This window comes from Acetobacter sp. (assembly GCF_052102375.1).
Taxonomy (GTDB): Bacteria; Pseudomonadota; Alphaproteobacteria; order Acetobacterales; family Acetobacteraceae; genus Acetobacter.
This window is the reverse complement of record NZ_JBQDXI010000018.1, coordinates 1-25,375: the sequence shown is the minus strand read 5'-3', so window position 1 is coordinate 25,375 and position 25,375 is coordinate 1. Positions and strand designations below refer to the sequence as shown.

Annotated in this window: 17 protein-coding genes; 6 read left to right on the top strand and 11 right to left on the bottom strand. The window is 53.3% G+C overall.

The window, feature by feature from the left end; translation table 11 throughout:
* Positions 1-462: 462 nt before the first annotated feature.
* On the bottom strand, positions 463-2,625 hold the full coding sequence (locus ACTIDN_RS09080) for a TonB-dependent receptor plug domain-containing protein (protein ID WP_441376794.1): 2,163 nt from the start codon (positions 2,623-2,625) through the stop codon (positions 463-465).
* Positions 2,626-2,680: 55 nt separating this feature from the next.
* On the opposite strand from ACTIDN_RS09080, the gene ACTIDN_RS09075 reads away from it, so the two are divergent.
* Entirely contained in the window at positions 2,681-3,223 is a 543-nt protein-coding gene (locus tag ACTIDN_RS09075; protein ID WP_441376793.1) for a hypothetical protein, read from the top strand.
* A gap of 1 nt (position 3,224) precedes the next feature.
* Positions 3,225-4,121 carry a cytochrome-c peroxidase gene (locus ACTIDN_RS09070; RefSeq protein ID WP_441376792.1) on the top strand — a complete coding sequence of 299 codons (897 nt, stop codon included), beginning with the start codon at positions 3,225-3,227 and terminating at the stop codon, positions 4,119-4,121.
* Positions 4,122-4,192: 71 nt separating this feature from the next.
* On the opposite strand, the gene ACTIDN_RS09065 is transcribed toward ACTIDN_RS09070, so the two are convergent.
* The 4 genes from ACTIDN_RS09065 to ACTIDN_RS09050 form a co-directional block, all read right to left on the bottom strand.
* Positions 4,193-4,402, bottom strand: a complete 210-nt coding sequence (locus ACTIDN_RS09065) for a TOBE domain-containing protein (RefSeq protein ID WP_441376791.1) — start codon at positions 4,400-4,402, stop codon at positions 4,193-4,195.
* Positions 4,403-4,474: 72 nt separating this feature from the next.
* Complete coding sequence (locus ACTIDN_RS09060; RefSeq protein ID WP_415507136.1) at positions 4,475-4,876, bottom strand: hypothetical protein; 402 nt, start codon at positions 4,874-4,876, stop codon at positions 4,475-4,477.
* Between the two features lie 115 nt (positions 4,877-4,991).
* Positions 4,992-5,882 (bottom strand): 4-(cytidine 5'-diphospho)-2-C-methyl-D-erythritol kinase, encoded by an 891-nt coding sequence (locus ACTIDN_RS09055; RefSeq protein WP_441376814.1) that lies wholly within the window; start codon positions 5,880-5,882, stop codon positions 4,992-4,994.
* A gap of 14 nt (positions 5,883-5,896) precedes the next feature.
* Positions 5,897-7,741 (bottom strand): tetratricopeptide repeat protein, encoded by a 1,845-nt coding sequence (locus ACTIDN_RS09050; protein ID WP_441376790.1) that lies wholly within the window; start codon positions 7,739-7,741, stop codon positions 5,897-5,899.
* A 150-nt stretch (positions 7,742-7,891) separates the two neighbouring features.
* Here ACTIDN_RS09050 and ACTIDN_RS09045 point away from each other — a divergent pair, with 150 nt between their 5' ends.
* A complete protein-coding gene (locus ACTIDN_RS09045) occupies positions 7,892-8,758 on the top strand; it encodes a uracil-DNA glycosylase (RefSeq protein ID WP_441376789.1) in 867 nt (288 codons plus the stop codon).
* Positions 8,759-8,966: 208 nt separating this feature from the next.
* On the top strand, positions 8,967-10,907 hold the full coding sequence (locus ACTIDN_RS09040) for a lytic transglycosylase domain-containing protein (RefSeq protein ID WP_441376788.1): 1,941 nt from the start codon (positions 8,967-8,969) through the stop codon (positions 10,905-10,907).
* A 13-nt stretch (positions 10,908-10,920) separates the two neighbouring features.
* Here the strand turns inward: ACTIDN_RS09040 and ACTIDN_RS09035 are convergent, their stop codons facing one another.
* A complete protein-coding gene (locus ACTIDN_RS09035) occupies positions 10,921-12,003 on the bottom strand; it encodes a zinc-binding metallopeptidase family protein (RefSeq protein WP_441376787.1) in 1,083 nt (360 codons plus the stop codon).
* 65 nt (positions 12,004-12,068) lie between these two features.
* On the bottom strand, positions 12,069-12,971 hold the full coding sequence (locus ACTIDN_RS09030) for a transglutaminase family protein (protein WP_415509052.1): 903 nt from the start codon (positions 12,969-12,971) through the stop codon (positions 12,069-12,071).
* A gap of 287 nt (positions 12,972-13,258) precedes the next feature.
* On the opposite strand from ACTIDN_RS09030, the gene ACTIDN_RS09025 reads away from it, so the two are divergent.
* Together ACTIDN_RS09025 and ACTIDN_RS09020 are read left to right on the top strand one after the other, a co-directional pair.
* A complete protein-coding gene (locus tag ACTIDN_RS09025; RefSeq protein ID WP_441376786.1) occupies positions 13,259-14,731 on the top strand; it encodes a circularly permuted type 2 ATP-grasp protein in 1,473 nt (490 codons plus the stop codon).
* Positions 14,728-15,759 (top strand): alpha-E domain-containing protein, encoded by a 1,032-nt coding sequence (locus tag ACTIDN_RS09020; protein ID WP_441376785.1) that lies wholly within the window; start codon positions 14,728-14,730, stop codon positions 15,757-15,759. Before ACTIDN_RS09025 ends, ACTIDN_RS09020 begins: the two co-directional genes overlap by 4 nt.
* Positions 15,760-15,953: 194 nt before the next feature.
* Here ACTIDN_RS09020 and ACTIDN_RS09015 read toward each other — a convergent pair whose 3' ends face one another.
* From ACTIDN_RS09015 to hpnH, 4 genes are all read right to left on the bottom strand, one after another.
* Complete coding sequence (locus tag ACTIDN_RS09015) at positions 15,954-19,280, bottom strand: S41 family peptidase (RefSeq protein WP_441376784.1); 3,327 nt, start codon at positions 19,278-19,280, stop codon at positions 15,954-15,956.
* A gap of 308 nt (positions 19,281-19,588) precedes the next feature.
* Positions 19,589-21,778, bottom strand: a complete 2,190-nt coding sequence (locus ACTIDN_RS09010; protein ID WP_441376783.1) for a TonB-dependent siderophore receptor — start codon at positions 21,776-21,778, stop codon at positions 19,589-19,591.
* A 241-nt stretch (positions 21,779-22,019) separates the two neighbouring features.
* Positions 22,020-23,318 (bottom strand): hemolysin family protein, encoded by a 1,299-nt coding sequence (locus tag ACTIDN_RS09005; RefSeq protein ID WP_441376782.1) that lies wholly within the window; start codon positions 23,316-23,318, stop codon positions 22,020-22,022.
* A gap of 278 nt (positions 23,319-23,596) precedes the next feature.
* Complete coding sequence (gene hpnH / locus ACTIDN_RS09000; protein ID WP_441376781.1) at positions 23,597-24,811, bottom strand: adenosyl-hopene transferase HpnH; 1,215 nt, start codon at positions 24,809-24,811, stop codon at positions 23,597-23,599.
* Between the last annotated feature and the right edge of the window lie 564 nt (positions 24,812-25,375).

Genomic DNA, 25,375 nt, shown 5'->3' with positions numbered 1-25,375 from the left:
GCTGCCAGCGAGCAGAGGGGTCATTAGGGCCACGTCTCACCACCAGCCATTTTGTCTGGTGAACAGCAATTGCCTAGAAAATGCCACTGTTCGAGGTGGTTTACTCACAGATCTTTGTACAAATAGCAGAAACTGTTTCAGATATGAGACATAAACACCAAAGCAATTGTTTTCTGCCATGCACAGCACGAAGAGCTACCGCTCCTCCTCTTCCCAAAATGCAGGAATCGGACACAGAGGCAAAGCGGCTGGCCTTGTCTGTAGAGAGCAAAGCCGTAGCTGATATAACACGATAAGAGCCCACTGCTAACGACACATGCACAAAAAAAAGCATGGCACACCTTGATATTTCAAAGGACACCATGCTTGCCGTTGTGTTGTTTTGGGAGAAGCTACCTGCGCAGTGCGCAAAATATCTATGCAGGGTTATTTATCCCGCTTCCGTCGTTGTGCCTTACAAGATCAACCAGAAATACGCAGGTTTACGAAAAAATTGCGCCCTTGCTCAGGAAAACCTGAAACAAGCTGGTAGTTCTGGTCCAGCAAGTTGGACGCATTAACCCCCACCTGCACATTAGGCGTAATCTGGTAATCCAGACGCGCTGCCAAATTGACGTTATGCCCGGTCCGGAAATAGAACAGCCCCGATGTATCTGTTGTCCACCGGTTAGATGCCACAGCAACGTTGGGAACAAACCTTAACCCTTTTACTGGTTCCCACTCTACATAAGCAAAGGCCTTATGTGTTGGCACATCACCGGGTTTATAATTGGGTGTACCTGGCACACTGACACTTTGATGAATATACGTATAGTTACCACCCAATAAAAGGTTTTTACGAAGCGGAATCGCTATGGAAAATTCTGCCCCCGCATAATTTCCGCTACTCACGTTTCGGCTTTGGGAAACCGCAACACCATTATAGATAGTAGGGAACGATGCTATCAGATCGTTCAAGTGCGAATAAAAAAGAGCTTCTGCAATCTGTATTTTTCCAAAATTATGAGAGCCACCCAATTCATAGTTCTGTGCACGTTCAGGTTTAAGCCATGGGCTTGAAACCGCCCCACCAAACCGCGTACTGAACCGTTCAAACAGAGTAGGAAAACGCACCCGATCAGAAAAACTGATATGGAGCTCGGAGACCGCATCAGGTTTCCAGCTTAAACGCGCCTGCCCATTAGGGGCGCCCCTGTTACGGGTAGGATAGTTGATAATACCTGCTGAATAGCCTTGCGCCCGTTCCAGCACACGCCAGTCATAACTGACACCAGCAGTAAAAGATAAATTACTGAGAAGGGTAAACGTATTTTCTGCTGCAATACTGTAACTCTGCTCAACAGAGGTCAGACGCGGTTGGTAACTTCCGCCGGGAAAAACCTGCTGTATTTCAGCATGTTCGTCACGCCGCCCGTAAAAGGCCAGACCAAATGTATCGCGCCGCGAGACCTCGGCATCCAGACGGGCAGAGCCACCCCAGGCTGTATCATCATATTGGCTATTAAACGCTTTGGGCTTGGTTTGTGTATCCAGACTGGAGGTATCGAAGCTACGCAGTAAGTTATAAAAAGTGTTGCGGTACAGCTTGGTACGTAACGTCAGCCTATCCGCAAGGCGCGTGCGGCTGGTTAGGGAGAGACTGTCCAAATTCCAGTCAGGCCACGTCCAGTTTCTCTGCAACGCCACAGAATCATTGACGTTATAGGGCGCTCTTTTTTCTCCACCCTGACGGGTATAATTGACGGTATATTCGTCCGTTGCATTGGGCGTGTAACCCGCCTTCAGGTTCACCCGCCAGTCCGCAGAATCAGAGAGCAGCCTTTTGCCTTTCCCTTGCGTAGCCGTAGGTGTGTAATGAGAAGACAGGTCCGTATGGTCAACATTATTGACTGCAAAACTGGCCTGAGCGTACCACTTGTTTTGCCACGTACCGATAAGGCCTGAAACGTTATAACCGGAATACCCGCCCCCATGCCCCAGCATGGTGCCTCCGCGCAACTCGCCTTCCAGCGCTTTGCTAGGTTTGCGTGTCACCAGATTAACCATGCCGCCCATGGCGTCCGGACCGTCCAGAACCGAGGCATAGCCTTTAGCAACCTGAATTTCAGCAATATCTGATGTCAGGAAGCGACCATAATCCAGCCGGTTATCAGCGGGTAGATAAATACGCACACCATCCACCAGCAACGGCACCTGAAAACGGTTGAACCCACGCACCGTCAGTGTCCGCTCATTCCGACTGCCTCCGGTGTTTGCCGAACTGACACCGGGAATAAGGTTGGCTGCTTCATCCAACGTATTTTTATTAAACATGTAAATAGATGCAGCAGAAAGTGTTGAACTTCCCACCAAGGCCTGCGGCGTACGTGTCCCGTAAACCGTAATCTGCCCCGGCCCATACACATCTGTCGCGCCCTGCGCCTGTGTCTGGGGTGCTGCACGGCCACCCGCCCTAGCAGAAGTGGCAGCGGGCCTGCTTTTACGCGTTTTGGTGTTCTCGTTGGTATCCGCCACATAAGTGGCATCCTGTGACTGTGACCACGCGTCCTCTACACCAAGACTCCCCATTCCTAGGACAGTCATGAAAGAGAGGGATGCCGTTCTGGCAAGGAGGCGTGCAGTCATTTACGATTCCGGTGGTTATCTATATATGCACAAATATAGATAATAGGAGAGCCTTATGGCAAGAGTGAAACAGTTCCTGCACCTGACCGCACTGTTAGCCTGCACAGCGTTTTACCCTGTTGGCACAGGTTGGGCCGCAGAGCATGCAGCGCATTGCACACCGCAACATGTAGCCGCTCTGCCCCCTGCCCTCGCACCATGGGCCACTCCATCCCCAGTCAGCGCTGCCATCCAACCGGATGGCCTGAATGCCGCTTTATTGACTGTTGGCAAGGCAGCGCAGGTCACCCTGCACCCCACCACGGACATACAGTATAGCATTCGACCAGAAGCCCCTGGCGGCAAAGTCAGTTCAGGGGGATTACTGGCATTTGACACACCAGATGCTGGTACATACCGCGTCATGCTGTCCGGCCGGGCATGGCTGGACGTTGTTGCACACGGCACTGTTACTGACTCGACCCACCATCAACATGGGCCAGACTGTAGTGGTATTGGTAAAATGGTGGACTTCACTCTTCCAGCAGGCCGCCAGACTATTCAGATAAGTGGTAGCGGCACCCCTACTCTTGAAGTGATGGTTATTAAAGTTCAGTAGAGTGCGCTTCGCTTTCTTCTGGTTTCTGCTTTTGCTGTTCTGCACAGCGCTATTTTCGCCTGTGCAGGCAAACCCTCTTTCGCAGGATGCAGCACGGACTGCATTAGGCAGACGGCTGTTTTATGATGCAGACCTCTCGGCAGATGGCAGTATGTCCTGTGCAACGTGCCACAACCAGAAACATGCTTTTGCAGAGAGCAATGCAACGCATATGGGCGTGACAAATGAGGAGGGCATTCGCAATGTCCCCTCACTGGCAAATATCAAGGATTTCACGACCCTCACATGGCTGGAGCAGCATATCTCCCGGCTGGAAGACCAGTTTTTCACGCCTTTGATGGGCCATCATCCTGTTGAAATGGGTATGACTAGCAAAGCCGTTCTGGAGCAGAGAATTTCATCAGACGCCTGCTACCAGAAACTTTTTAAACAGGCATTCCCCAAAGACTCAGGCCGTATAACAGCAGACACCATTGCACAGGCAGTCTCTGCTTTTGAACGCACTTTAGTATCTAACAACAGCACGTGGGACCGCGCTCAAACAGGGCACCAACCTCTTTCCCTCCGGGCGCAAGAAGGCGCCGACATTTTTTTCAAAAAGAAAAAATGTGCGTCCTGTCACACTGGTTTTTTACTATCGGACCAGAAATTTCATAAGCTGACTGCCGCAAGCCCTGCGGCCATTAGAACGCCATCGCTCCGCAATGTAGCCGTAACAGCCCCCTATTTGCACGACGGCAGCGCCCCAACATTGGAAGCAGCCTTGCAAGCTCACAAAGCCATTGAGCTTACGCCGCAGGAGATTGAGGCTCTGGTCACTTTCATGCAGACGCTGACAGACCAGATTTTTCTCCATAACCCGGCCTTTGGTCTCCCTTCGGAGGAGTGCCCTCTTTAAAAGGGTACTCCTCCATAAAGAGCCCAATGGTCCGGCAAAACTACCCCGCGCTAAAAGAGCGGGCCAATCCTTTACTCTACGCCTACCATCACGTCAGAAGCTTTAATAACCGCTACAGCCGGCTGACCGACAACCAGCCCAAGGTCAGCCACTGCTTCGTTGGTAATCGACGCCATGACGACGGCACCCCCCACCAGTTCGATGCTGACATGAGAGGTAGTAGCCCCTTTCTGGATAGAAAGAACCGTACCCTTTAACTGGTTTCGTGCACTGAGTTTCATGTTTTAGACCTCACTAAGGTTAAAAGCCGGAAGACAGTGCGCTGGTGCACCCTGCTGCCCGGAACCAGCTTGTTAGTTCAATTTGCCACGATTGGCATAATTGTCCCGCCGTATTTCCTGATGCATGTGTAAACCACGCATGAGTTTGTCTGAATCCTGAGGCGTTAAAACCAACCCGACTGGTCCATAGGCTGGATGCTGGAAGGCCAGTACGGACCCATCCGTACTGGCCTCTGGTTGCAGAGCCCAGCGTGTACGGACAACCGGGGTAAACCGTGCGCCTTCAATGGAAGGGACATCCTGCCCTTCCTGCATGGTTTCCCGCACTCGTCCCAAAATCTGAATAATCTGCGTCACCTGCTCTACCGAAAGAGACATGACCGCAGGTTTATCCGCAGCGTCGTCAGATGAGAGCGTCATGGTGACCGTTTTTTTGTCGTCAGCAGGTGTAAAGTCTATCTTAGAAAACATCATCACCCCCCTCTTTATTTCAGATTATGGGACCGTATATCTTATTCTATGTGTGCTTTACTTTCCACTTACAACCATTAGCATAGAATTTTTAATGTTTGCGGAATGTTAGTGTCCGCTACACCAAAGCTCCACCCCATATCCACCACTCTGGCTTCTGCTGAGCAAGCTGTTGAGCGGCCTGTTGTGCCAGATCAGGCGTAGGGAACAAGGCAAAACAGGTTGCCCCGGACCCGCTCATACGCGCAAGCAGGGCCTTTGGCAGATGCGCCAATGTTGTCAAAACATCCTGTACAGGCGGACAGATCTGGCAAGCGGGCGCTTCCAGACTGTTTGTCTGCTGGGCAAGACTATCGACCAGTTCCTGTGCTGAAGCCCAGCGCGCTGGCAGATCTGCGCGGGCATGGAAAGCACCCTCACGCTTGCGGAAAACCTCTGGGGTAGAAACCCCTACCCCACAATTAACCAGAACCATCCCACAGTCAGGCACTGCTGGCCCGGAGGAGAGCTGCTCGCCAATCCCTTCCATCCGTGCTGTTTGGCTGGCCAGACACACCGGCACATCCGCTCCAAGCTGCTCGGCCAACTGTAAAAGGGTGGTGGTCTCCACCCCCGCGTGCCATGCCCGGTTCAGCAACCGCAGCGCCGCAGCAGCATCCGCTGAGCCGCCCCCAATACCAGAGGCAACGGGCAGATTTTTCTCCAGCACTAATCTGCCGCCCTGTACTCTGGCACCCGGCTTGCTTGCTGCCTGCAAAAGGGACGCAGCCTTCATAACCAGATTGTCCGGGCCAGCTGCATCCGCCCCCAGCGTGGCACCAAATCTGCCGCCCAGTTCAAGCGTCAGGGGTGTGGCGTCAGGAAAATATGTCAGCCGGTCACCTGCTCTCGCAAAGACAACAAGGCTATCAAGCACATGATACCCATCGGGCCGCTTACCCGTAACATGCAGATAAAGGTTGATTTTGGCGTGTGCCTCCTCAGTCAAGATGGACTGGGGAGCTGTCAGAACTGTAGCGGACATTACGGCGTATGCTTTCCTTGAGCCTGTACTTCGGAAGAAGATGGATGGGGTGCTTGTTGTATCTGCTCTGCTTTCTTATCACCCGCTGCGGCTGCACGCGCCAGCGCAGCGCGTATCAGAGCCTCGTCGTGTGGCTCGGGCTTCAGGCCGAGCGCCACGTTCCATTGATCAACACCTTCACTGTGCCTGCCAGCACGCCAGTAGGCCTCACCAAGATGGTAGTTGACTTCCGGGTCTTCAGGGGTCTGTTCGGCAGCCTGTTCCAGAAGGGCTGTCCCCTCTTTCAAGTCGCCCTGCTCCACCCTGACCCAGCCAAGGCTGTCACGTATGGCAGCATCATGCGGGTCCAGTTCCACAGCATGGCGCAGCATGCGCTCCGCCTCAGCTAACTCTTCCCGGCGCTCGGCCATGGAGTACCCCAGGAAATTTAGCACCAGCGGTTCATTAGGCACCAACGCCAGTGCTGTTTTCAGGTCGGCCTTGGCGCGGGGCCAATCATCCATTTCATGATAAGTGACCGCCCGCAAGAACAGCAGGGACCAGTCATCTTTCTTGTTGTGAGCCTTATTCAGCTCAATGGCCTTGTTGTAAGCGGCCAGAGCCCCTTTCCAGTCTTTCAACGCTGCCAGCGTGTTGCCCAACACCCGAACAGGCAGAAGCTGGTCTGGATTATCCTGCACAAGCTGTGTCAGCTTGAGCCGCGCTTCTTCCAGATGATCGGTCGTATTATCTGCCAGCGCCAGCTTGAAAGCAGCCACAGGAGCTAAAGGAGATGTCTGGGGAATACGCAGCAAAGTGTCACGCGCTGCATCATGGTGCCCTTCATCGTCCTGAATATCCGCAAGCATCAGGCGCGCCTCAGCCAGACGGGGGTCCAGCCCCAAGGCGAAACCCAGCATAAGGCGGGATGCTTCATCAAACTGGTGATCGGTCGGGCTGTGCTGGTTTGCCGCGGTAGGCTCCTGTGCCTGTTGACGGGATTGCTGCCGTAACAAAAAAGCCGTCAGCACATAGGCCCGCGCAAGGCCCTGCTGGGCTGTCGTTACAGGAAAATGGCTAATTTCAGCCTGCAACTGTTTACCAGCAAGAGCGAGAATGGGGTCTGACTCTATCATACCGCGCAACAGATCTCGGGCTTTGCTTTGCTGGCCTTGGGACCAGTACCACGCCGCATGGGAGCGTGTCAGAAGCAGGTCATACCCCGGCATAAGCTTTGCTGCTTGTGCAAACAGATCGCCCGCGCGGGGCGCATTGCCGGAAACCTGCGCGATAAGAGCCGCATGCGTTGTGTAAAACGGCACCAGAACAGACCCCTGAGTCCGGGTCAGGCCGTTTATGGCCTCATCCATACGGTTCTGGGCTTGAGCGCACCATGCTTGCAGCAGTGGCATAATAAGGTGCGCCATTGGGTCGGCTTCTGCCTTACGGTAAAAATTGGCAGCCGTTTTCCAGTCACCCCGTGCGGCGGCATCATTCCCCAGAACCAGAGAGGAGATGATGGTCTGACCGCCCGGCAGTTTCTCGTTCCTTGCGGCAAGCGTGACAGCCTCTGGATCTCCAGCCAGCACACTGCGGACGAAAGCCTGCCTGATCAGCTCCGGGTTAGCAGGGTCTGCTGCGGAGGCCGCACGAAACGACTGAGCTGCCTGTACATCATCCCCGTTATGCGTTGCCACAACAGCGGCAAGAAAGGCAGCCGAGTCGACTCTACCCGTCTGGGTTGGCCCCTGCGCAGCTTTCTGGGTGGGTTGAGTGGCCAGTGCTGCCGCAGCGGGCTGGGCTGTCAGCAGTGCTGTGGCAGAAAGCAGGAGGAAACCCGTAGGCAGAAGGCGACAAAATAGCATAATGACCCTATCCAGGAGCAACGAAGGCCTAAAAACCACTCAGGCCCGTCCCGCTCCGGTAACGACTGGGGAGAATGACATGAACGGCGGATACATCTCTACCCTGCCCGCAGCCAAGCGCCAAACCGCACGCAGCATCACAAGGTCTGTATGATGGACGGCGCGCTTGCTCTCCTCCAGCTTTATAGCGACTGGGGCATAGATTGTGCGGTTGGGGATCAGGCGCTGGACCAGCGGCTGGCCTATCTTTCCCCTCTTCCCAGCACACGCCCCGCACAGCAGGAGCCTTCACCCGCCCGCACGGCTGGCGCTTCTGCGACATCCTACACCCCGCCCGGCACACCAGCTGCCGCACCTGTTGCCCCTGCTCGTGTGGCCAAAATGCCCAGTGCGGCTGTTCCTCCCCTGCCCGCGGAAAGCGTAGAACAGGCCCACGCCGTGGCATCTGCCGCCACAAGCCTTGAAGCCCTCCGCAAAGCCATGGAATCTTTCGAGGCCTGCTCACTCCACACAACAGCCATGCACACGCTCTTCCCGCAAGGGCCGCATGGGGCACCGCTGATGATCATTGGTGAAGCGCCTGATGCCGATGAAGACCGCAGCGGACATGTGTTCTCTGGCCTCGGGGGAGATCTGCTCAGCCAGATGCTCACTCCTATCGGCCTGAAGCGTGAGGACCTCCTGCTGGCCACGGCGATTCCGTGGCGTCCCCCCGGCGGCCGCCCCCCTGCCGAGACGGAATTACGGATTTGCCGCCCCTTTCTTGAGCGCGCAATAAGCCTGCTTGCCCCCCAGCGCCTTTTGCTGTGCGGGCGCCTGCCAGCCCGCATTCTGACAGAGTCGCACACACAGATGGCACGGCATGTCTGGCACCCTATTCGCGTGACAGGTCTGGCAGCACCAGTCCCTGCTCTGGCCATCCGCCACCCCATGCAACTTCAGACCAGCCCGACTGCGCGGAAAGACATCTGGCATACACTTTTGCTTGTTGCACAAACGCTACAGCAAAACAGCTGAAACGTATGGAAAAACTGAGGAATTTTATGCCGTGTGAAGAATAATCACAAATGGCAAACAAAATATTTTCCTTAATTTTCTAAATAGTTCCTCTCTTTACCCATCAGGCTTGCCCTCTTTCTCTCTGCGTGTTCTGACGGCTGCTTTTTTATCATTAGAAAAAGGCAAACTTGCTTTTTGCCGCAGAACCTCATAGACCCCGCCAGCCATGCGAGCGATAGGTCAAATATCTCATCAGATCGCGGCGAAGGCCTTTTTGGCTGGAGCAGCTTTGTTGGCTAGCGCAACCGTCGTAACGACGCGAGCCCACGCCAAGCCGCCTGAATCCGGGCAGGACACGCACAGCGAAGAGCTGGCGATGGTTCTGCCTAGACAGGCCTTTCCGGACGGGGATGACATTCCCTTACCTAAACCGCTGCCGCCTGAAATCAGCACCCAGATCAAGGCCATCTTCCGCCTGCAACGGCAGGGTGCCTTTGCAGAAGCCATTAGCAGTAGCACCCGTCTGACAGATGCCACCCTGCTGGGCGAGATAGAGGCAGACCGCTACCTGAACCCTGCCTACCATCCGGGTGCCACTGAACTGCGGGCATGGTTGAAAAACTACTCATCCTACGCAGACGCCGCGACCATCTGGGCCCGTCTTGCCGCCTTACCACAGCGCGGAGGCCCTCTGCCCCCCGCCCCAACCGGCGAACGACTGGCCCCCAACCACCCGACTATTCCTGAAAACCCGCTGACGCACGAGTTCACACGCAACCCGTTGCTGGACAAAACCCTGCGCGAGCGGACCACATGGGGTCTTAAAGGGGTACGCAGTGCGCTCAAGCTCATTGCGGCAACGCCCGGCATAACGCCTGCATATGCAGCGCAGCTACAAGCAGAAACGGCGCAAGCCATGCTCAGCATGGGTGAGACGGATTTTGCACTGGATATTGCGCGGTCCGGGGTAGATCATGCTCACGGTACCAATGCGTTGGCCGGATTTATTGCGGGTCTAGCTCTGTGGCAGCAGGAGCGTTATGCTCAGGCCGCCCCGTTCTTTGAAAAAGCGTCTCACGCAAGAAACGCGACCCCGGATCTGCGTGCCGCCTGCGCCTTCTGGGCAGCGCGTGCGCATGACAAAATGGGCCGTGACCGTACGCGCCACCTGTGGCTCCAACATGCAGAGGCCTTCCCAAATACCTTTTACGGTATTTTGGCGGCTCACATGAACCATCCAGCAAAGGATGGGCATGGCAAAGAGGCGCTGCACAAGATCAACTTTGCCCCACTGGAAACCCCGTCTTCCACACCCTCAGCACCTGTGCTGACGGAAATTGATATTGAAGCTGTTGAGGCAACAGAAGTGGGGCATCGTGTTTTTGCCCTGCTTCAGGTGGGAGAGCAGGAGAGAGCCGAAAACGCTATTCGCCGTGCATGGCCTGACCTGCGGGACGTCACGCTGGCACGCTCCTTTCAGCTTGTAGCTGAAAGCGCTGGCCTTCACGATGTTGCCGCCGAGATGTCCGATGCTCTGGCAACCCATGAAGCCCACGGGCAAGCGCATGACGACATGCCGCTACCCTTGCTGCGCCCTCGGCATGGTTTTACCATGGACCCTGCTCTGGTTTACGCCCTTACCCGGCTTGAATCGAACTTCGACCCCAAAGCTGTGTCCAGCGCTGGTGCGCATGGTCTGATGCAGCTACGCCCTCTGACGGCTGACTTTGTGATTAGCGACTCTCCTGCCAATGTCACCCGCCGTTTCGAAAACGCTGCCAACAGCCTGCACGACCCCAGTCTCAATCTGGAAATCGGGCAGCGTTATGTACAATATCTGGCTGAACGCACACGCATTAACTCCCACCTGTCAGTGCGTGGCGGAGATATGATTCGGCTTCTGGCAAGCTATAATGCTGGCCCAACTGCCCTAGCGCGGTGGGAAAAAGAAGCCTCCCTGTCAGATGACCCACTGCTGTTTATGGAACTTCTCCCCAACACAGAAACACGGGATTATGTGCATCGTGCCCTGTCGTATCTTTGGATCTACGCAGGCAAATTAAAGCTGCCAACGCCATCCCTTTCCACTCTAGCCCGTAACGAATGGCCGGATTTTGCGGATGAAAAGGCCATGACCCACACCCTGAACCCACGGCTGATCCACTAGATCAGCCGCCTCTTTAAAACCGCAACGCCTGAACTTCCCGGATCAGGGTGTGGATATAAGTCAACTTATCTATGACCCCTTGTGTCAGCACAAACGGGTAAAAGTCCGGCAGGCCCATGGAGCGGTTCAAGCTATTCACCGCGTAAGTCAGCGGTAGCCACGCCTGAATAATCTCATCAAACGATGCCTCAGTATACGGATTGGTCTGCCGCTGGGGCCAGACTGTAGGGCCATCCACAAAATCTGGACTAATGGTCACACCGTGAGCCCACGCAGTCTCCAGCGTTGAGACGATATGCAGGTAGTGCGCCCATGTTTCTGCAAAATCTTCCCATGGGTGAGAGGTCGCATAAACACTGACATGCTGGTCTCGCCACCCCTCCGGTGGTGGAGCGGCATAGTAACGCTCCAGCGCTTCCTGATAATCCTGCCGGTCATCGCCAAACACGGCACGGCAAGCCTCCAGCCGCCCGCCGTCCCGCACCAGAATATTCCAATAATAATGCCCTATTTCATGGCGGAAATGCCCGAGCAGAGTGCGGTAATATTCCCCCATTTCAACGCGCATTCGCTCACGGCGCTCATCATCAGCTTCCTTGACGGCAATGGTGATGATACCGTTGTTATGCCCAGTCAAAACGGGTGCGGACCCATCTGGTGCGTCATCCAGAAAATCAAACGCCAGCCCGTTCTGGGGATCTTCCTGCCGGGTTTTGATGGGCAGTTTGAGGCGCTGTAATGTGTAAAACAACCTGTGCTTAGCAACTTCCAGCTTACGCCACCGCTCCAGATTATCTGGTATCGCAAGGTTGGGAATTGTGCGGTTAAAGCGGCAGGCCAGGCAAAAGCCAGCCGAACCATCAGCATTGGGGGCTGTCAGCCAGTTGCACACATCGTGGGCATGGTTAGCGCAAAATGCCACTTCCGCACGACGCACCGTGCGCTCTAAGGGGCGCCATAATCCATTATCGAGCGGCTCTAGAGCCGTTAGGGAAAACAGCCCCGGTAGATACCCTAATGTGTGGTGACAGCGCTCACATGAGGTGTTTTCAAAAAACACAACCTGCTGGCAGGACTGGCAGGTAAATATCCGCATGTGTGCGCTCTTTTCATAGCATCAGACCAGGTGTCAGTTTCCAACTCTAGCCGTGTATGACGGGCTTAGGCAAACAGGCGTTGGGCCTGCATTGTCACATCCATTTCTGCATGACACGCATCCAGCAAGCCGGAGACAGGGGCAGCTTCCTCGGGCATCACGGTTGCTGCCAACCCAACATGCGCCTGAGCAGTTAACAAACCTGATGTTGTGTCAAAACCAATCCACCCGGCCCCTGGCAAATAGGCCTCAGCCCAAGCATGAAGGTCACAGGTCAAGACCTCAACACCCTCCCCGTTCATGCAGGATTGGATGAGATAACCGGAGACAAAACGCGCAGCAAACCCCAGTTCTCGCAGTAATGCGACCAAAAGCCATGCGCTGTCCCGGCAAGAGCCTGTCTCCCGTTCCAGTGTTTCTTCAGCGCCCCATACCCCCGGTACAAGCCTGACCTGATACCGGATACGGGAAGCCAGCGCCCGGTTAAGCGCCATCAGCATGGCAACTGTTTCCGTAGGTGCCTGCGCTGTCCAGCCTTGCAGGAAGTTTTGAACCAACGGGCCGGTTTGAACAGGCGTAAAATAAGGCTTCAACTCCTGCTCACGCTCTGCAAGGCCGTAAAATGGCTGGATAAATTGCGGCTCCTGCGTGGGCCGATGCATCCAGTGCTGAGCCTCATCCTGCACAACAAAATTCAGCGGGTTTCTTGGGGTAAGATCAGCTTGCAGTTCAACTGTAATGTCGAAAAAAGTGACTTGTTGGTCAAACACAACCTGAGCAACCATATTGCCGTAACCATCATGGTGCCATGTCTGTGCAGAATACGGTGGCGCTACCCGTAGCGCGTAAGCTGACACAGTAGAGAGCGCTGCCGTAACAGGCCGGAGCCGAATTGTCTGCGGGCCAAGCATTACCGGCCGGTCGTAGCGATACCGTGTATGATGATGCAGCCGGACATAGGAACTCATGATGTCGTGCCAAAGCCTTTTTTAGCCCCAACATACCGGGGTGGCGTGTGTTCTTTTCCGTTACACGCACAGCGCCCTGTGCCTGAACACCCTAGGCTAACAGCATTGCGGGCCGATAAGGAAGCCTCCGACAGTTTAATTTCGAAAAAATAACGATTTTCCATTTTGCCGCTTGGCAAAGCTCTGAATTCTTGCTCCGTTAGTAAACAATCGTAACGATAACGCCGCGGGTCGTGATGGCACCTTTTCTCTACCGCGCCGTTCTCAGTAAAAACCGGGAGGCAGGGATGACCAACACGCAAATACAGGCACCTGTTTCCACAGCCAGCCTTTTTGAAGACTATCAGGTGCCTGACTATTTTTGCGAACTGACCAACCGTACAGGCCCCCTGCCCCCCCGTCTGGCACATATTCAGGAACGACTGGACCAATATAGTCTGACAGAACTACGCCACCGCGCAGCCGCAGCGGAAGGTCAGCTTTACAAACACGGCATTACGTTCACCGTCTATTCTGACAGCAAAGCGATCGACCGTATTCTACCGTTTGATCTGGTACCGCGCGTAATAACCGCACAAGAGTGGGACCATGTAGAGCGTGGTGTGCAACAGCGCGTCAAAGCACTCAACCTCTTCCTGCATGACATTTATCATGAACGCGCCATTCTGCGTGATGGTATTGTGCCCTCTGAACTTGTACTCATCAACCCCAATTACTGTCAGGCCATGGTTGGCCTTAAGGTTCCGGGCGGCGTGTATGTCCATATTAACGGGACGGACCTGATACGGGACCAGAGTGGTCGTTTTCTTGTGTTGGAAGACAACGCCCGCACACCATCCGGCGTCTCATACGTCATAGAAAACCGGCATATGATGCTGCGCCTGATGCCAGACCTTGCCTCTGGCGTCCCCCTGCGTTCGGTCGATGATTACGGCCAGAAATTGCGCGAAAGCCTGTGTCAGGTAGCACCTGACGGGGTAACTGACCCGCAGGTCGTACTGCTTTCACCCGGCATCTATAACTCTGCTTATTTTGAGCATGTTTTTTTAGCGCGGGAGATGGGTGTTCCCCTTGTTGAGGGGAAAGACCTGACGGTTGAGAACCACCGTGTTTATATGCGCACCATTGCTGGCCTCAGGCCTGTTCACGCCATTTACCGCCGCCTGAACGATGATTTTCTGGACCCGCTCGTCTTCAACCCTAACAGCATGTTGGGGGTCCCGGGTCTTGTGGAAGCCTACAGGCGGGGCAACGTAACCCTTGCAAACGCTTTGGGCACTGGCGTTGCAGATGACAAAGCAGTCTATGCCTACATGCCACGCATTATCCGCTATTACCTGGGTGAAGAGCCTATTCTGGACAGTGTTGAAACCCATATTTGTGCAGAACCGGAAGGACTGGCTTACACGCTTGCCAACATGCACAAGCTGGTCATTAAACCTGTTGGTGAGTCTGGCGGATACGGGCTGCTGATAGGGCCGCATGCCAGCAAAGCAGAACTGGATGAATTCAGAAGCCTGCTACAGACCAACCCAGCCAATTATATCAGCCAGCCAGTCATCAACCTTTCCGTCTCCCCAACACTTTGTGAGAATGGACTTGAGGCACGGCATGTTGACCTGCGCCCCTTCGCGCTGACAGGCCGCTCAACATGGGTGTTGCCCGGTGGGCTGTCCCGGGTGGCCCTTCGCAAAGGTTCTCTGGTTGTCAATTCGTCACAGGGTGGCGGTTCCAAAGATACATGGGTGCTCGCATCATGATGCAGACTTCCGTCCAGTCTTCCCATACGCTTCCCGGCCTGAATAATCTGCTCTCTCGGTATGCAGAAGGCATGATGTGGCTTGCCCGCTATAGTGAGCGTATTGAAAACCTAGCCCGCCTTCTGGAAGTTACCGAAGGGTTCGTGCGTGGCCCTGATGGCCAGACCGGGTGGGATTCCATTATTCAGATCAACTCTGACGAAACACCCTTCTTTGCTCTGCATACAGAGGCAACAGAAGCGAATGTGGTGGCATTTTATGTCACGGAAATGGCCAATCCCAATTCTATAAAGTCCATGGCGCATGCCATGCGCGAAAATGCCCGCGCCGTGCGCCCCCTCATTTCCACAGAAATGTGGACGCATCTCAACATGTTCACACGGTGGGTGCTGGAACTGCAATTTTCCGATATTCGGCAGAACAGCCTGTCCAGCATCTGCAACCGCCTAAAACACGACTGTCAGACGCATTACGGCGTGACAGAAGGCACACTATACCGGGATCAGGCGTGGCTGTTTTACCAGCTGGGCAAACAGCTAGAGCGCAGTGACCAGATTACCCGCCTGATTGATATTCGCTATCACACGCTGCTTCCCACAGGAGAAAAAGCGGGATCGGAAATTGATAGCACACAATGGGCTTCCATTCTGCGTTCCGCTGCTGCTTATCACGCGTTCTGGCGGATTCAACCTATTGCCACAACTCCTGCCAATGTTGTGGGGTTTCTGCTTAAAAACGATGGCTTTCCACGTTCTCTGGCTGTGTGTCTGGAGGTGTTCGACAGCACCCTATCCGTGCTGGCAGGCCACAACAGCCTACGCCGCCTGTGTGGCCCCATTCAGGAGCGCGTGGCGTATTTACGCGTCACGCTTCAGGACCAAACTGCCGATGACATGATTATCCGCGGTCTGCACGAATATATGCAGTGGATCCAAACCCAGATAGCGCACATTCAGAATGATATTGCACAGGCATTCTGGCCACCGGTTTCCGCAATTGAAAGCAGCCAGACGCAGGTTCAACAATAGACCATAGTCACCGATGCCGCACCAAAACCACTTTATACAACGGCACTATGACGTTTAACAGGCATTGAGACCGGTTTGGTCACCACTGAGGTGACCAAACGAAACTGAGACAATAGCCGCTACAATTTCGTAGTTTTTTAGAAAAATCCAGTTAAGCTCAGAGCGTTGAGCTTAACTGGCAGACCTCACATGACTTATGGCTTAGTCGTTTTAGGCGCATCAAAAACATCGGGTTTCAAAACAGACAACGGATGCTCCGTTATTTGTTTCTGCAAATATGTTAGCGCGGCTTCAAGTTGCTGGTCCTGCCCATTGAAGGTGGCAACAGGCATATTTTCCACCTCGATATCCGGGCTCACGCCCTTGTTTTCGACAAGCCAGTGCCCCTGCATGTCAAAATATGGGTTTTCAGCCGTGCGCGCACTACCCATGTCCATGAGCCGTGTCCCGTCAGAAAGCCATACACCAGCACCAGCCGTACGTTCACCAATAACAGGGGCAAGGTGAAGCGCTTCGATACCCTGTGCAAAAGCCTCACCGTCTGAATAGGTCCGTTCATCCGTAATAACGGCAATCTGTCCCTGAAATGCCTGCTGGAAGTTTACTGATGGGGCGTTGCCATAGCGTGCCCAGAACATCCAAGGCCGCCGCATAAGTTGTGTCAGAACCCAGCTATCAATATTGCCGCCATTATTGCCTCTGACATCAATAACAAGGCCTTTTTTATCGATGTTTGCATAGAATTCCCGGGTAAAGGATTCCATATCTTCGCCCGTCATGCCGCCCAGATGCAAATAGCCAATTGTGCCCTGGCTGGCTTTCTCTACCGTATTCGCGCGGTCAATTTCCCAATCACGCGTACGCAAGTCTCGCTCATCATTGGCGCTGACAGCTGTGACAATGACCTTATGCTCTTTGCCTTTTCTGGAAAGTGTAAGCAGAACCTGCTTGCTTGCCTGATCTGCCAGTAGAACGGAGAGGTCAGGAACATTTAGGGTCGATTGCCCATTCACAGCGGTAATAACATCACCATTCTGCGCATCAACACCCGGTGCGGCCAGTGGAGACTGCTGATCTGGCAGATCTGTATCACCCTGATAAATGTGCTCTACCCGGAAACCCGTACCCGCTTCACGCACCAGATAAGCACCCAGACTGGCAACAAGCGAGGTTGCCGGTTTTTCCGTGCTTTTGGCAGGGATGATCTGGGAATGCATTGCCCCAATTTCTGCAACCATCTGGGCCAGAACATCATCAAGGTCTGAACGATCGCCAACCCGCGCCAGCAGGGGTTCAAAATGTTTGCGGATACCGGGCCAGTCTACACCATGCAGGGCATGGTCATAATAATGGTCCCGATGAATACGCCACGCATCAAGGAATTCTTCATTCCACTCCTGCACTGGGTCTATACGCAGGCGCAGGCCTGAAATATCGAGCGTTTTCCCTGCCAGATCATCAGGTTTTTTGGCAGTTGTTGGCGCAATAAAAAGATCTGGCGCGTCTTTTTTGGCATCATTTGTAACAACCAGAATGCTCTTTCCATCCGGCGTGACGTCAAAATCACTGACCTTAGGCGCAAATGTCTCGATCTTATGTTCATTATTATCAATATGAATGGACTTGAGCGGTCCCGTCTCTTCAGATGTGTCCAGCGTGTACAAGAACTCATCCGTAGCGCCCAACCCACGGTAATCAGCCGCAGGAACAGGCACTTTGTAAAGACGTGCGGCCAGACCGTCCCATTCTATAGCAGGCAGAGGTTTTTTAGTTTGCGATTTGCTTTTGTCGTCTTTCTTTTTCTCATCATCTTTGTGGTCAGATGGTTCATCCAACTCGGTTGAAGGCTGAAAGGGAAAATGGCTCTTCTTTTGCAAAGCGAGCGCATAAATTCCCGTTCTATGGGCAAAGGCCGACCCGAGGTTACGGTCACCCCAAGGGGAGTCGTTTCCTAGTGAAAAATTCCGGTCTGATAAAAACCATAGCCATTTTCCATCAGGGGAGAAGGTAGGTGTATAAGATTCATAACGGCCATCTGTTACCCACTCCAGCCGCTTGGAACCTGTGTCAAAAAAAGCAATCTGGCGGCGCAAGTTAGAACCACGGGTTCTGACAAAAGCCAGTATTTTACCATCTGCTGACCAAGATAAACCGTCGAAACTGCTGGTGCCATCAGTTGTGGCTGTATCGATGATCTGGTCTTTTTTCGAGGCGATATCCAGAAGCCACAAACGGCCCGCCAGATCTGTATGCGCAATCTGTTTACCATCGGGTGAGACTGACAACGCGACAGGTTCAGCCGCCACTGCGTCATTCAGCTGCTCGCCAGCACCGCTACCATCTGCTGAGAAACGCCAAATGCTCGATTCCCCTTTAGCATCACTAAAAGCAATAACCGATTTTCCATCAGGGCTAAGCTGGGCGTGGCGCAGACGCACCGTATCCGGCGTTGCGATAACGACTTGTCTGCGGGGAGAAGGTCCTGCAACCACCGCATGCCCGCGCATGGTGAAAACTGCGGCATCACCTTTGGCGGAAAACGCCATATCCGTTAAGAATTTTGCCGGTTTTGACAACCAATAGGGGGTGCGCGGTATGTTATCGGAAACCAGATCAAGCGCGACAGGTTTTGTCTCGTTTGTGGTCAGGTCATACTGATACAGGTCAGCACCTTTCCGGAAGACCACATGATCGCCGGAAATGCTAGCTTCCAGAACACTGTAATCTGTAAAGTGTGTGAGTTGCTTTGCATCAGACCCATCTGCCGCAAGGCTCCACAGATTATAACGCTCATTTTCATCCGAGAGGACAATCAAGCGATCATACCACGGCATAGGCCGGATCAGATTGACCTGACGCGACCCAATACGCTCTGCCTCTTTCCCCTCTTTAAGGTCAAACCGCCAAAGCTGGGACATACCGCCACCACGATAGGCACGCATGTTGTCACGGGTCATGCTCAAGCCAAAACGGGTGAAATAGATCCAGCGGCCATCATCACTCAAAGCGGCATCATTCGCATTTGCCAGAGGATAGAGGCTTTTTTTACCAGTTTGCGGATCAACCGCAGCAACAGTGTAAAAATAATAGGGACCTTTGGCTGCCGGGGACGCAAAGAGAACCCCAGCATTTTTGTCCCACGCTATAAGGCGTATGCGCCCGTTTTCATAAGTGAGCCTGCGCGGGACACCCCCATTTGTGGGCATGATATAAATTTCTGACGGGCCGTCAAAATTAGCCAGAAACGCAATCTGGCTTCCGTCTGGTGAAAGAACAGGATGTGGGTCAATATCGTGCGGTGCACGAGGCGCACTTGTCAGGCGCTGCGCTTTGCCGCCGGCAAGTGGGGCACTCCAGATAGATTGCTCAGCATTAAACAAAACTGTCTGGCCGGAAACAGAAGGCTCTCTTACATAACTGGTTGCTGCACCGGCTTGAAGCGGCAGTGAGAGGCAAATCCAAGAGCTGCATGACAGAAGAAGCTGCTTAGAACGGTTGGAAAAATCTTTAAGAGTAGCCATATGCGTGTGTACCCGGCGCCTTTATAAACGTGGAGTTCCTGTAATTTCTCTCCTGCAGTCGTATCATGTTGTTGCGATATATCAATAATAAACTACGGCACGCATTTATAAGGATGTGGATGACTCTCAAGCCGCTTGCCGTGGACCAGAACCCGCTTTGAAGCATTGTCAGAGCACACGCCAAATGCGGAGCTTACTAATTTATTGAATTACGCTTTAGGGTATAATGCACAGCCCCCTATTAAAGGTAAGGCCGTGCAGTTATTTTTTAGCCGCAGGGAGACACGCTCCCCAAACCACAGCTTACTTTACCAACTATACCCAATAGAAGCCTGCGCGTTCCGACGCTCGCCATAGTAACAGAACTCCTGCCCGTAAGACGCGTAGGCAAGACAGTTGGCAACAAATTTCTTGTCAAAAATATTCCTGACACTGGCTGAAACATTCCAACCGTGTAGGGATGAAGACAGCTTGGACAGGTCATACCGTATGGAGCCATCAAAGAGCGCATAATTCGGCACCCATACGCTGCCGTAGGAGGCTTCACCACCATAAGCTTTGGCTGTGTACCGCATCCCTCCCCCAAACCCCAAACCTTTAACAGGGCCTGATGGCATGGTGTAGAAAGCAAACAAGGAGGCATTTCCCTTGCCTGTCTGGATAAGCGGTTTGCCTGTCGTGGTGTCTTTGACCTTCTGCACGCTGACGGCCGCTGTAATCATCAGGTTTTTATAGGGCTCAGCGTGGGCTTCAAATTCAAAACCATCTGAATGTACCAAGCCATTTTGTATACTATACGGCGAGTTTGCAACACTCACCAGAACATTGGTTTTTTCAATATGGAAGCCTGCTGCCGTCAGGAGAATTGACGTGCCAGGAACCTGATATTTCAACCCGCCTTCCAACTGCTTGCCAATACTTGGGTCAGCCTGTCGCAGGCTCTGTCCACCATTGTTTGAAACAATGCCGGTTTGCGGCTCAAAGGACGTTGAGTAGCTAATGTACGGCGCCAAGCCAAAATCAAAATGATACAAGCCGGAAGCGCGCCATGTTATCTGGCTATTGGACTGTTTAGTCAGGGAGTTTCTTAAATGCTCCATCTGGTGAGAATGGTACCAGTCATTCCGCAAACTTCCTGTGATGATCAGTCTTTTGAAGCGAATTTCGTCCTGACCATACACACCGGCCTGGTGTGAGTCTGTTACATAATTGAGGTAGGGCGACATATCAGCAACAGCCATCCGATAGTCAGGATGGAACACGTTCATAACAGGCGCAGCCCCCGAAAAAGCTGTTTCTGTGGCGTGCTGCTGCATATAGTCAAAGCCGAACATCAGACTATGCGTCAGTGGTCCTGTCGTGACATGCCCTTTAAACTGGCTATCAAACTGAAGATTGTTTGCATGCTCGTTTGTACCAAAGGCATAACGTGGCAAAAGGCCAGCCGCTTCATTTGTATAATACCCTGCATTATAAATGCTACGATATATTGTCTTGATATCGTCGTAACGCCCGCGGGTTGTAAAGCTCCATTTATCATTGAATTTATGATTGAAAATATACGTAATGGAACCATGTCGACGATTAAATTTTTCAAAAGGCACGTCACCATCATAAAAATTACGCGGTAAATACCCGTAAACAGCAGGTTTGAGAGACCCAACCAACGGCACACCACCATATGTTCCGTTTTCTGGATCATACTGATAGTTACCCAGCAGTGTCAGGGTTGTGGGGCCGTCCCCACCAAATGTAAAAGATGGGCTTATGCTGAATCGGCGGCTACCTGTACGCGCCAACTGCGTATGCTGGCCATTGATAGTTCCATTGAGCCGGTAACGCACCATTCCGTTATGGGTGGCATACCCTCCTACATCTGCATCAACACGGTACAAGTCAAACATGCCGCCCGTAGCATTCACGCCACCATAAAACCGCTCCGCGGTAGGTAATTTACTGGAAAGTGCGGTCAGTCCCCCGGGGCTGGACTGCCCATATAAAGCGGAAGCGGGACCTTTAAGAATCTCAATCCGGTCAAGGCGAGAGGTATCGGTCTGGGCTGACGCATAACCCAAGCCTTTTTGCAGCTTCAGGCCATCCAAAAATGTCGGGACCGTAAACCCACGCAAAGCAAATTGGTCATATCGTGTCCCCACGCCTCCGCGCAGGTCCGGCGTAATACCGGCAGCATACCGAACCGCCTGATTCAGGTTAAGCACACCACGGATATCCATTTGATTCCGGGTCACCACGGTTACTGATTGAGCCGTTTCTACCAAAGGGGTGTCTGACTTGGTGGCAGAAGACGCCGTTGTTGAGGCGCGACGCCCGCGGACCTCAACCTGCTCCAATTCTTTTTTACTAACTTTCTTCTGGCTTTTTGTCGGGGCACGCCCCTGATGCGACAGATCAGAAGAGTTGACCTGTTCCGCAGCGAAAGCTTGAGAAGCCACCAAAAGGGAGAGAACGCTAAAACAAATAGCCTTGCTGCCGGGCATGTACTGATTCACTTATTTTTCGTTGCGGACGCAGGAGCAGGGCTTATCGTAAATGAGAATTATTTGCATAATTAAATAAGATCAATGTTTTTAATGAGTCGTAACACTGCATGCTTCATTAAATATAATTTTATGTATTCAGAGGATACATAGAGACTAAAGAAGCCAGATTATAAGTATCGGAAAATAAAAATTTTTATATGAAATTACCCGGCAACATTGAGCTGCCGGGGTACCTATTTTAGTTTTCTGCTAAAATCTGACGGCTGGCCCGTACTCGAGAGACACGGCGGCCTTCCATATCCAGCACTTCAAATAGCCAGCCCGAGTAGGCCACTTTATCACCTGTTGCCGGAACACGACGCAGCAATGCCAGCAATAGCCCGCCCAGCGTGTGATAGCTCCCCTCATCAGGCAAAGCACGAAGGCCTAGGCGATCTTTCACTTCATCTGCTGAATCGGTACCGTCCAGTATCAGCACATCATCTTGCGCTGCCTCACGAGAGTTATTGGCGGCTTGTTGCGTTTCCGGCCGGCCCTCCCCGACAATCGCGTCAAACAGGTCAGACGCCGTGACAATCCCTTCAAAGGATCCGTATTCGTCAAACACGAAGGCAATACCCAACTGGATGCTCCGCATACGCTCCAGCATATCAAAAGCTGAAATGCTGTCTGGCACCACGACCATCTGGCGTAATCCCGCCTCAATAGAAACAGGCATGCCATCCAGTGTACGGTCCAGCATGTCTTTTGCCAGCACCACACCAACGGGATTATCAACACCACCTTCACACACTACGATACGGGCGTAGGTTGTTTCTTTTAGAGCCTTGACCAACGCTTCCCGTCCGGCGTGCCGGTCTATCCAGTAAAGCTCGTTCCGTGGCGTCATGATGGCACGCACAGGTCTGTCAGCCAGCCTGAGCATGCGCTCAATCATCGTCCGCTCTTCATGCTCCAGCACGCCTGTACGGGCACCTTCGGCAATGTAGGCTTTCAGCTCTTCTTCCGTCAGGGTCTGACTGACGGCATCCCCGGCCCCCATAAGTTTGAGCACAAGGTTGGAAGACTTTCGTAATACGGACACAATGGGGCGGGAAACGGTAGCCAGAATTTCCAGCGGCAAGGCCAGACGGGCTGCCATAATTTCCGGCTGGCGCAAAGCAAGCTGCTTGGGCACCAGTTCACCCAGCACCAGCATAAGCGCCGTAATGGCAAGCACCACAACCACCATGGACACCTGACTCGCGAAAGGCCGAATCAGGTCTATTTTTTCCAGCATAGGGGTCAGGTGGGCTTCAATCTGCACCCCACCAAATGTCCCTTCCAGAATAGACACAAGGGTCATACCCACCTGAACAGTGGGAAGAAAAATCTGTGGATCTTCTGCAAGCCGCATGGCGCGGTCGGCCCCGCGCAACCCTTGTTCACGCAGAATGGCGAGCCTTGGCGTTCTGACAGAAATAAGGGCCAGTTCGCCCATGGCGAAAACGGCGTTCAGGAAAATGAGGAGGAAAATAACGAGGATGGAAACGGTCATGAAAAAGCGGGAGCCCTGCGTGACGGAATGTCTAGGCATAACACTACGGGAACATGCGCGCCAAAACCAGCCACACGACACATGTGCGGCCAGAATATCCCCTTAAAACACTGTATCTGCTCTGATACGCCACCATGCCTGCTTATGCAGGCACAGTATGTCAGCCAGACCAATAAAACAGCCTAATTTGGTCCTGTTTCTCCCGCGAGCACAAAAAAAAGCGGCTCTGTTCCCAGAGCCGCTTTCCTTGAAAAACCGAGTCGGGAATCCCGTCTGGCTTAGTCTGCTGCTGTTGCTTCAACTGGCGCTACAGCAGGTTTTGCTGCTGCGTCTGCTTTGGCATCGGTACGAATGACCTTTACGCGGGGTGCTTTGGCAGGTTTGCGAGCCGCAATATCAGCCATCTGCTCTTCAACCTGCTGGGCAAAAACGTACTGGGCCGGGCGCTGGTTGGCCAGCGAGATTTCCGGTGCCATCGGTTTTTCCGTTTCCGGACCAAACAGTGCCACCTTGGCAATGTGCCATGGGCGACGGACAGCATCCATCACGGCTGTGGATTCGTAACCGGAATGCACCATGCAGTCAGCGCATTTTTCGTAGTTACCCGTGCCGTAGTCGTCCCATTTCGTGTCTTCCATCAGCTCTTTGAAAGACTTGGCATAGCCTTCACCCAGCAGATAGCAGGGACGCTGCCAGCCAAACACGTTACGCAGCGGCTTACCCCATGGGGTGCAATGATACTGCTCGTTCCCGGCTAGGAAGTTCAGGAAGAGCGGGGACTGTGTAAAGCGCCACTTCTTCCCTTTACCCAGACGGAAGACGTCACGGAACAACTGCTTGGTTTTCTGGCGGTTCAGGAAGTGTTCCTGATCGGGTGCACGCTCATACGCATAACCCGGTGCCGTCATGATACCGTCCACACCCATTGCCATCACTTCATCAAAGAAGGAGGCAATGCGCTTGGGGTCTGCACCATCAAACAAGGTGCAGTTGATGGACAGACGGAAACCGCGGGCCTTGGCTTTTTTAATGGCCGCGACCGCACGTTCGTACACACCATCCTGACAGACGGAGGAGTCGTGCATGGCTTTGTCGCCATCCAGATGCACGTCCCATGAGAAGAACGGTGAGGGTTCATACTCATCCATCTTCTTCTCAAGCAACAACGCATTGGTGCAGAGATACACGTATTTTTTCCGGGCGATCAGGCCACGGATAATTTCCGGCATTTCCTTGTGCAGCAGGGGTTCCCCGCCAGCAACGGCAATAACTGGTGCGCCTGCTTCTGCATCTGCATCCAGACATTCCTGCACGGTCATGCGCTGGTTGAGGATAGCCGCAGGGTAATCAATCTTACCGCACCCGGCGCAGGCCAGATTGCAGCGGAAAAGCGGCTCAAGCATGAGCACCAGCGGGTAGCGCTCGCGCCGTTTGAGATGCTGTGTGACAACATATTTGCCGACCCTGACGGCCTGCATTATCGGTACGGCCATAAACCCCCGCTCCGGCGCTTTATCTCACGCCCGTATCGTAAACTGGATGAGACTGTTAGTGTGTCAAAAAACGTGGCTGTGCCACTTGACCGGCTAAGCCTGCTGTTTTGAGGCAACCGCTCGTGCACGGGGTGACCACCACGCATTCAGGAACTGTTGGCCTGCATATAGGTCGCTCTATTTGTCAAGCTCAAGTCTTTTTAAACTTACGTGACAAAAAAGACACAATCACGACTTAGTTTGCACGAAAGCCTTGCGTTAAAGGCAGAAACATTAAACCAAAATGACGGTTCGCAATGTCCACCGACATTTGGCGCGACGTAAGACACGCATACGGCAGCCGGAAGCGCGCCTGAATACTCACAGGCCGCCTTCTGGCATGCCACAAGCAAGAAGATGGAAACGATCGCATGGACAGTTCTCCTTCTAAAAAAACGGCCTCTCTTTCCGCCGTTGCCTCTGGGCCGCGCACTACTGGCAATGCCCCTCCCCCCATCCCCACCCTTGGTCGTTTTCCTGCACTGGACCGGGTGACCTATCCGTCAGACATGCGGAACTTCTCGG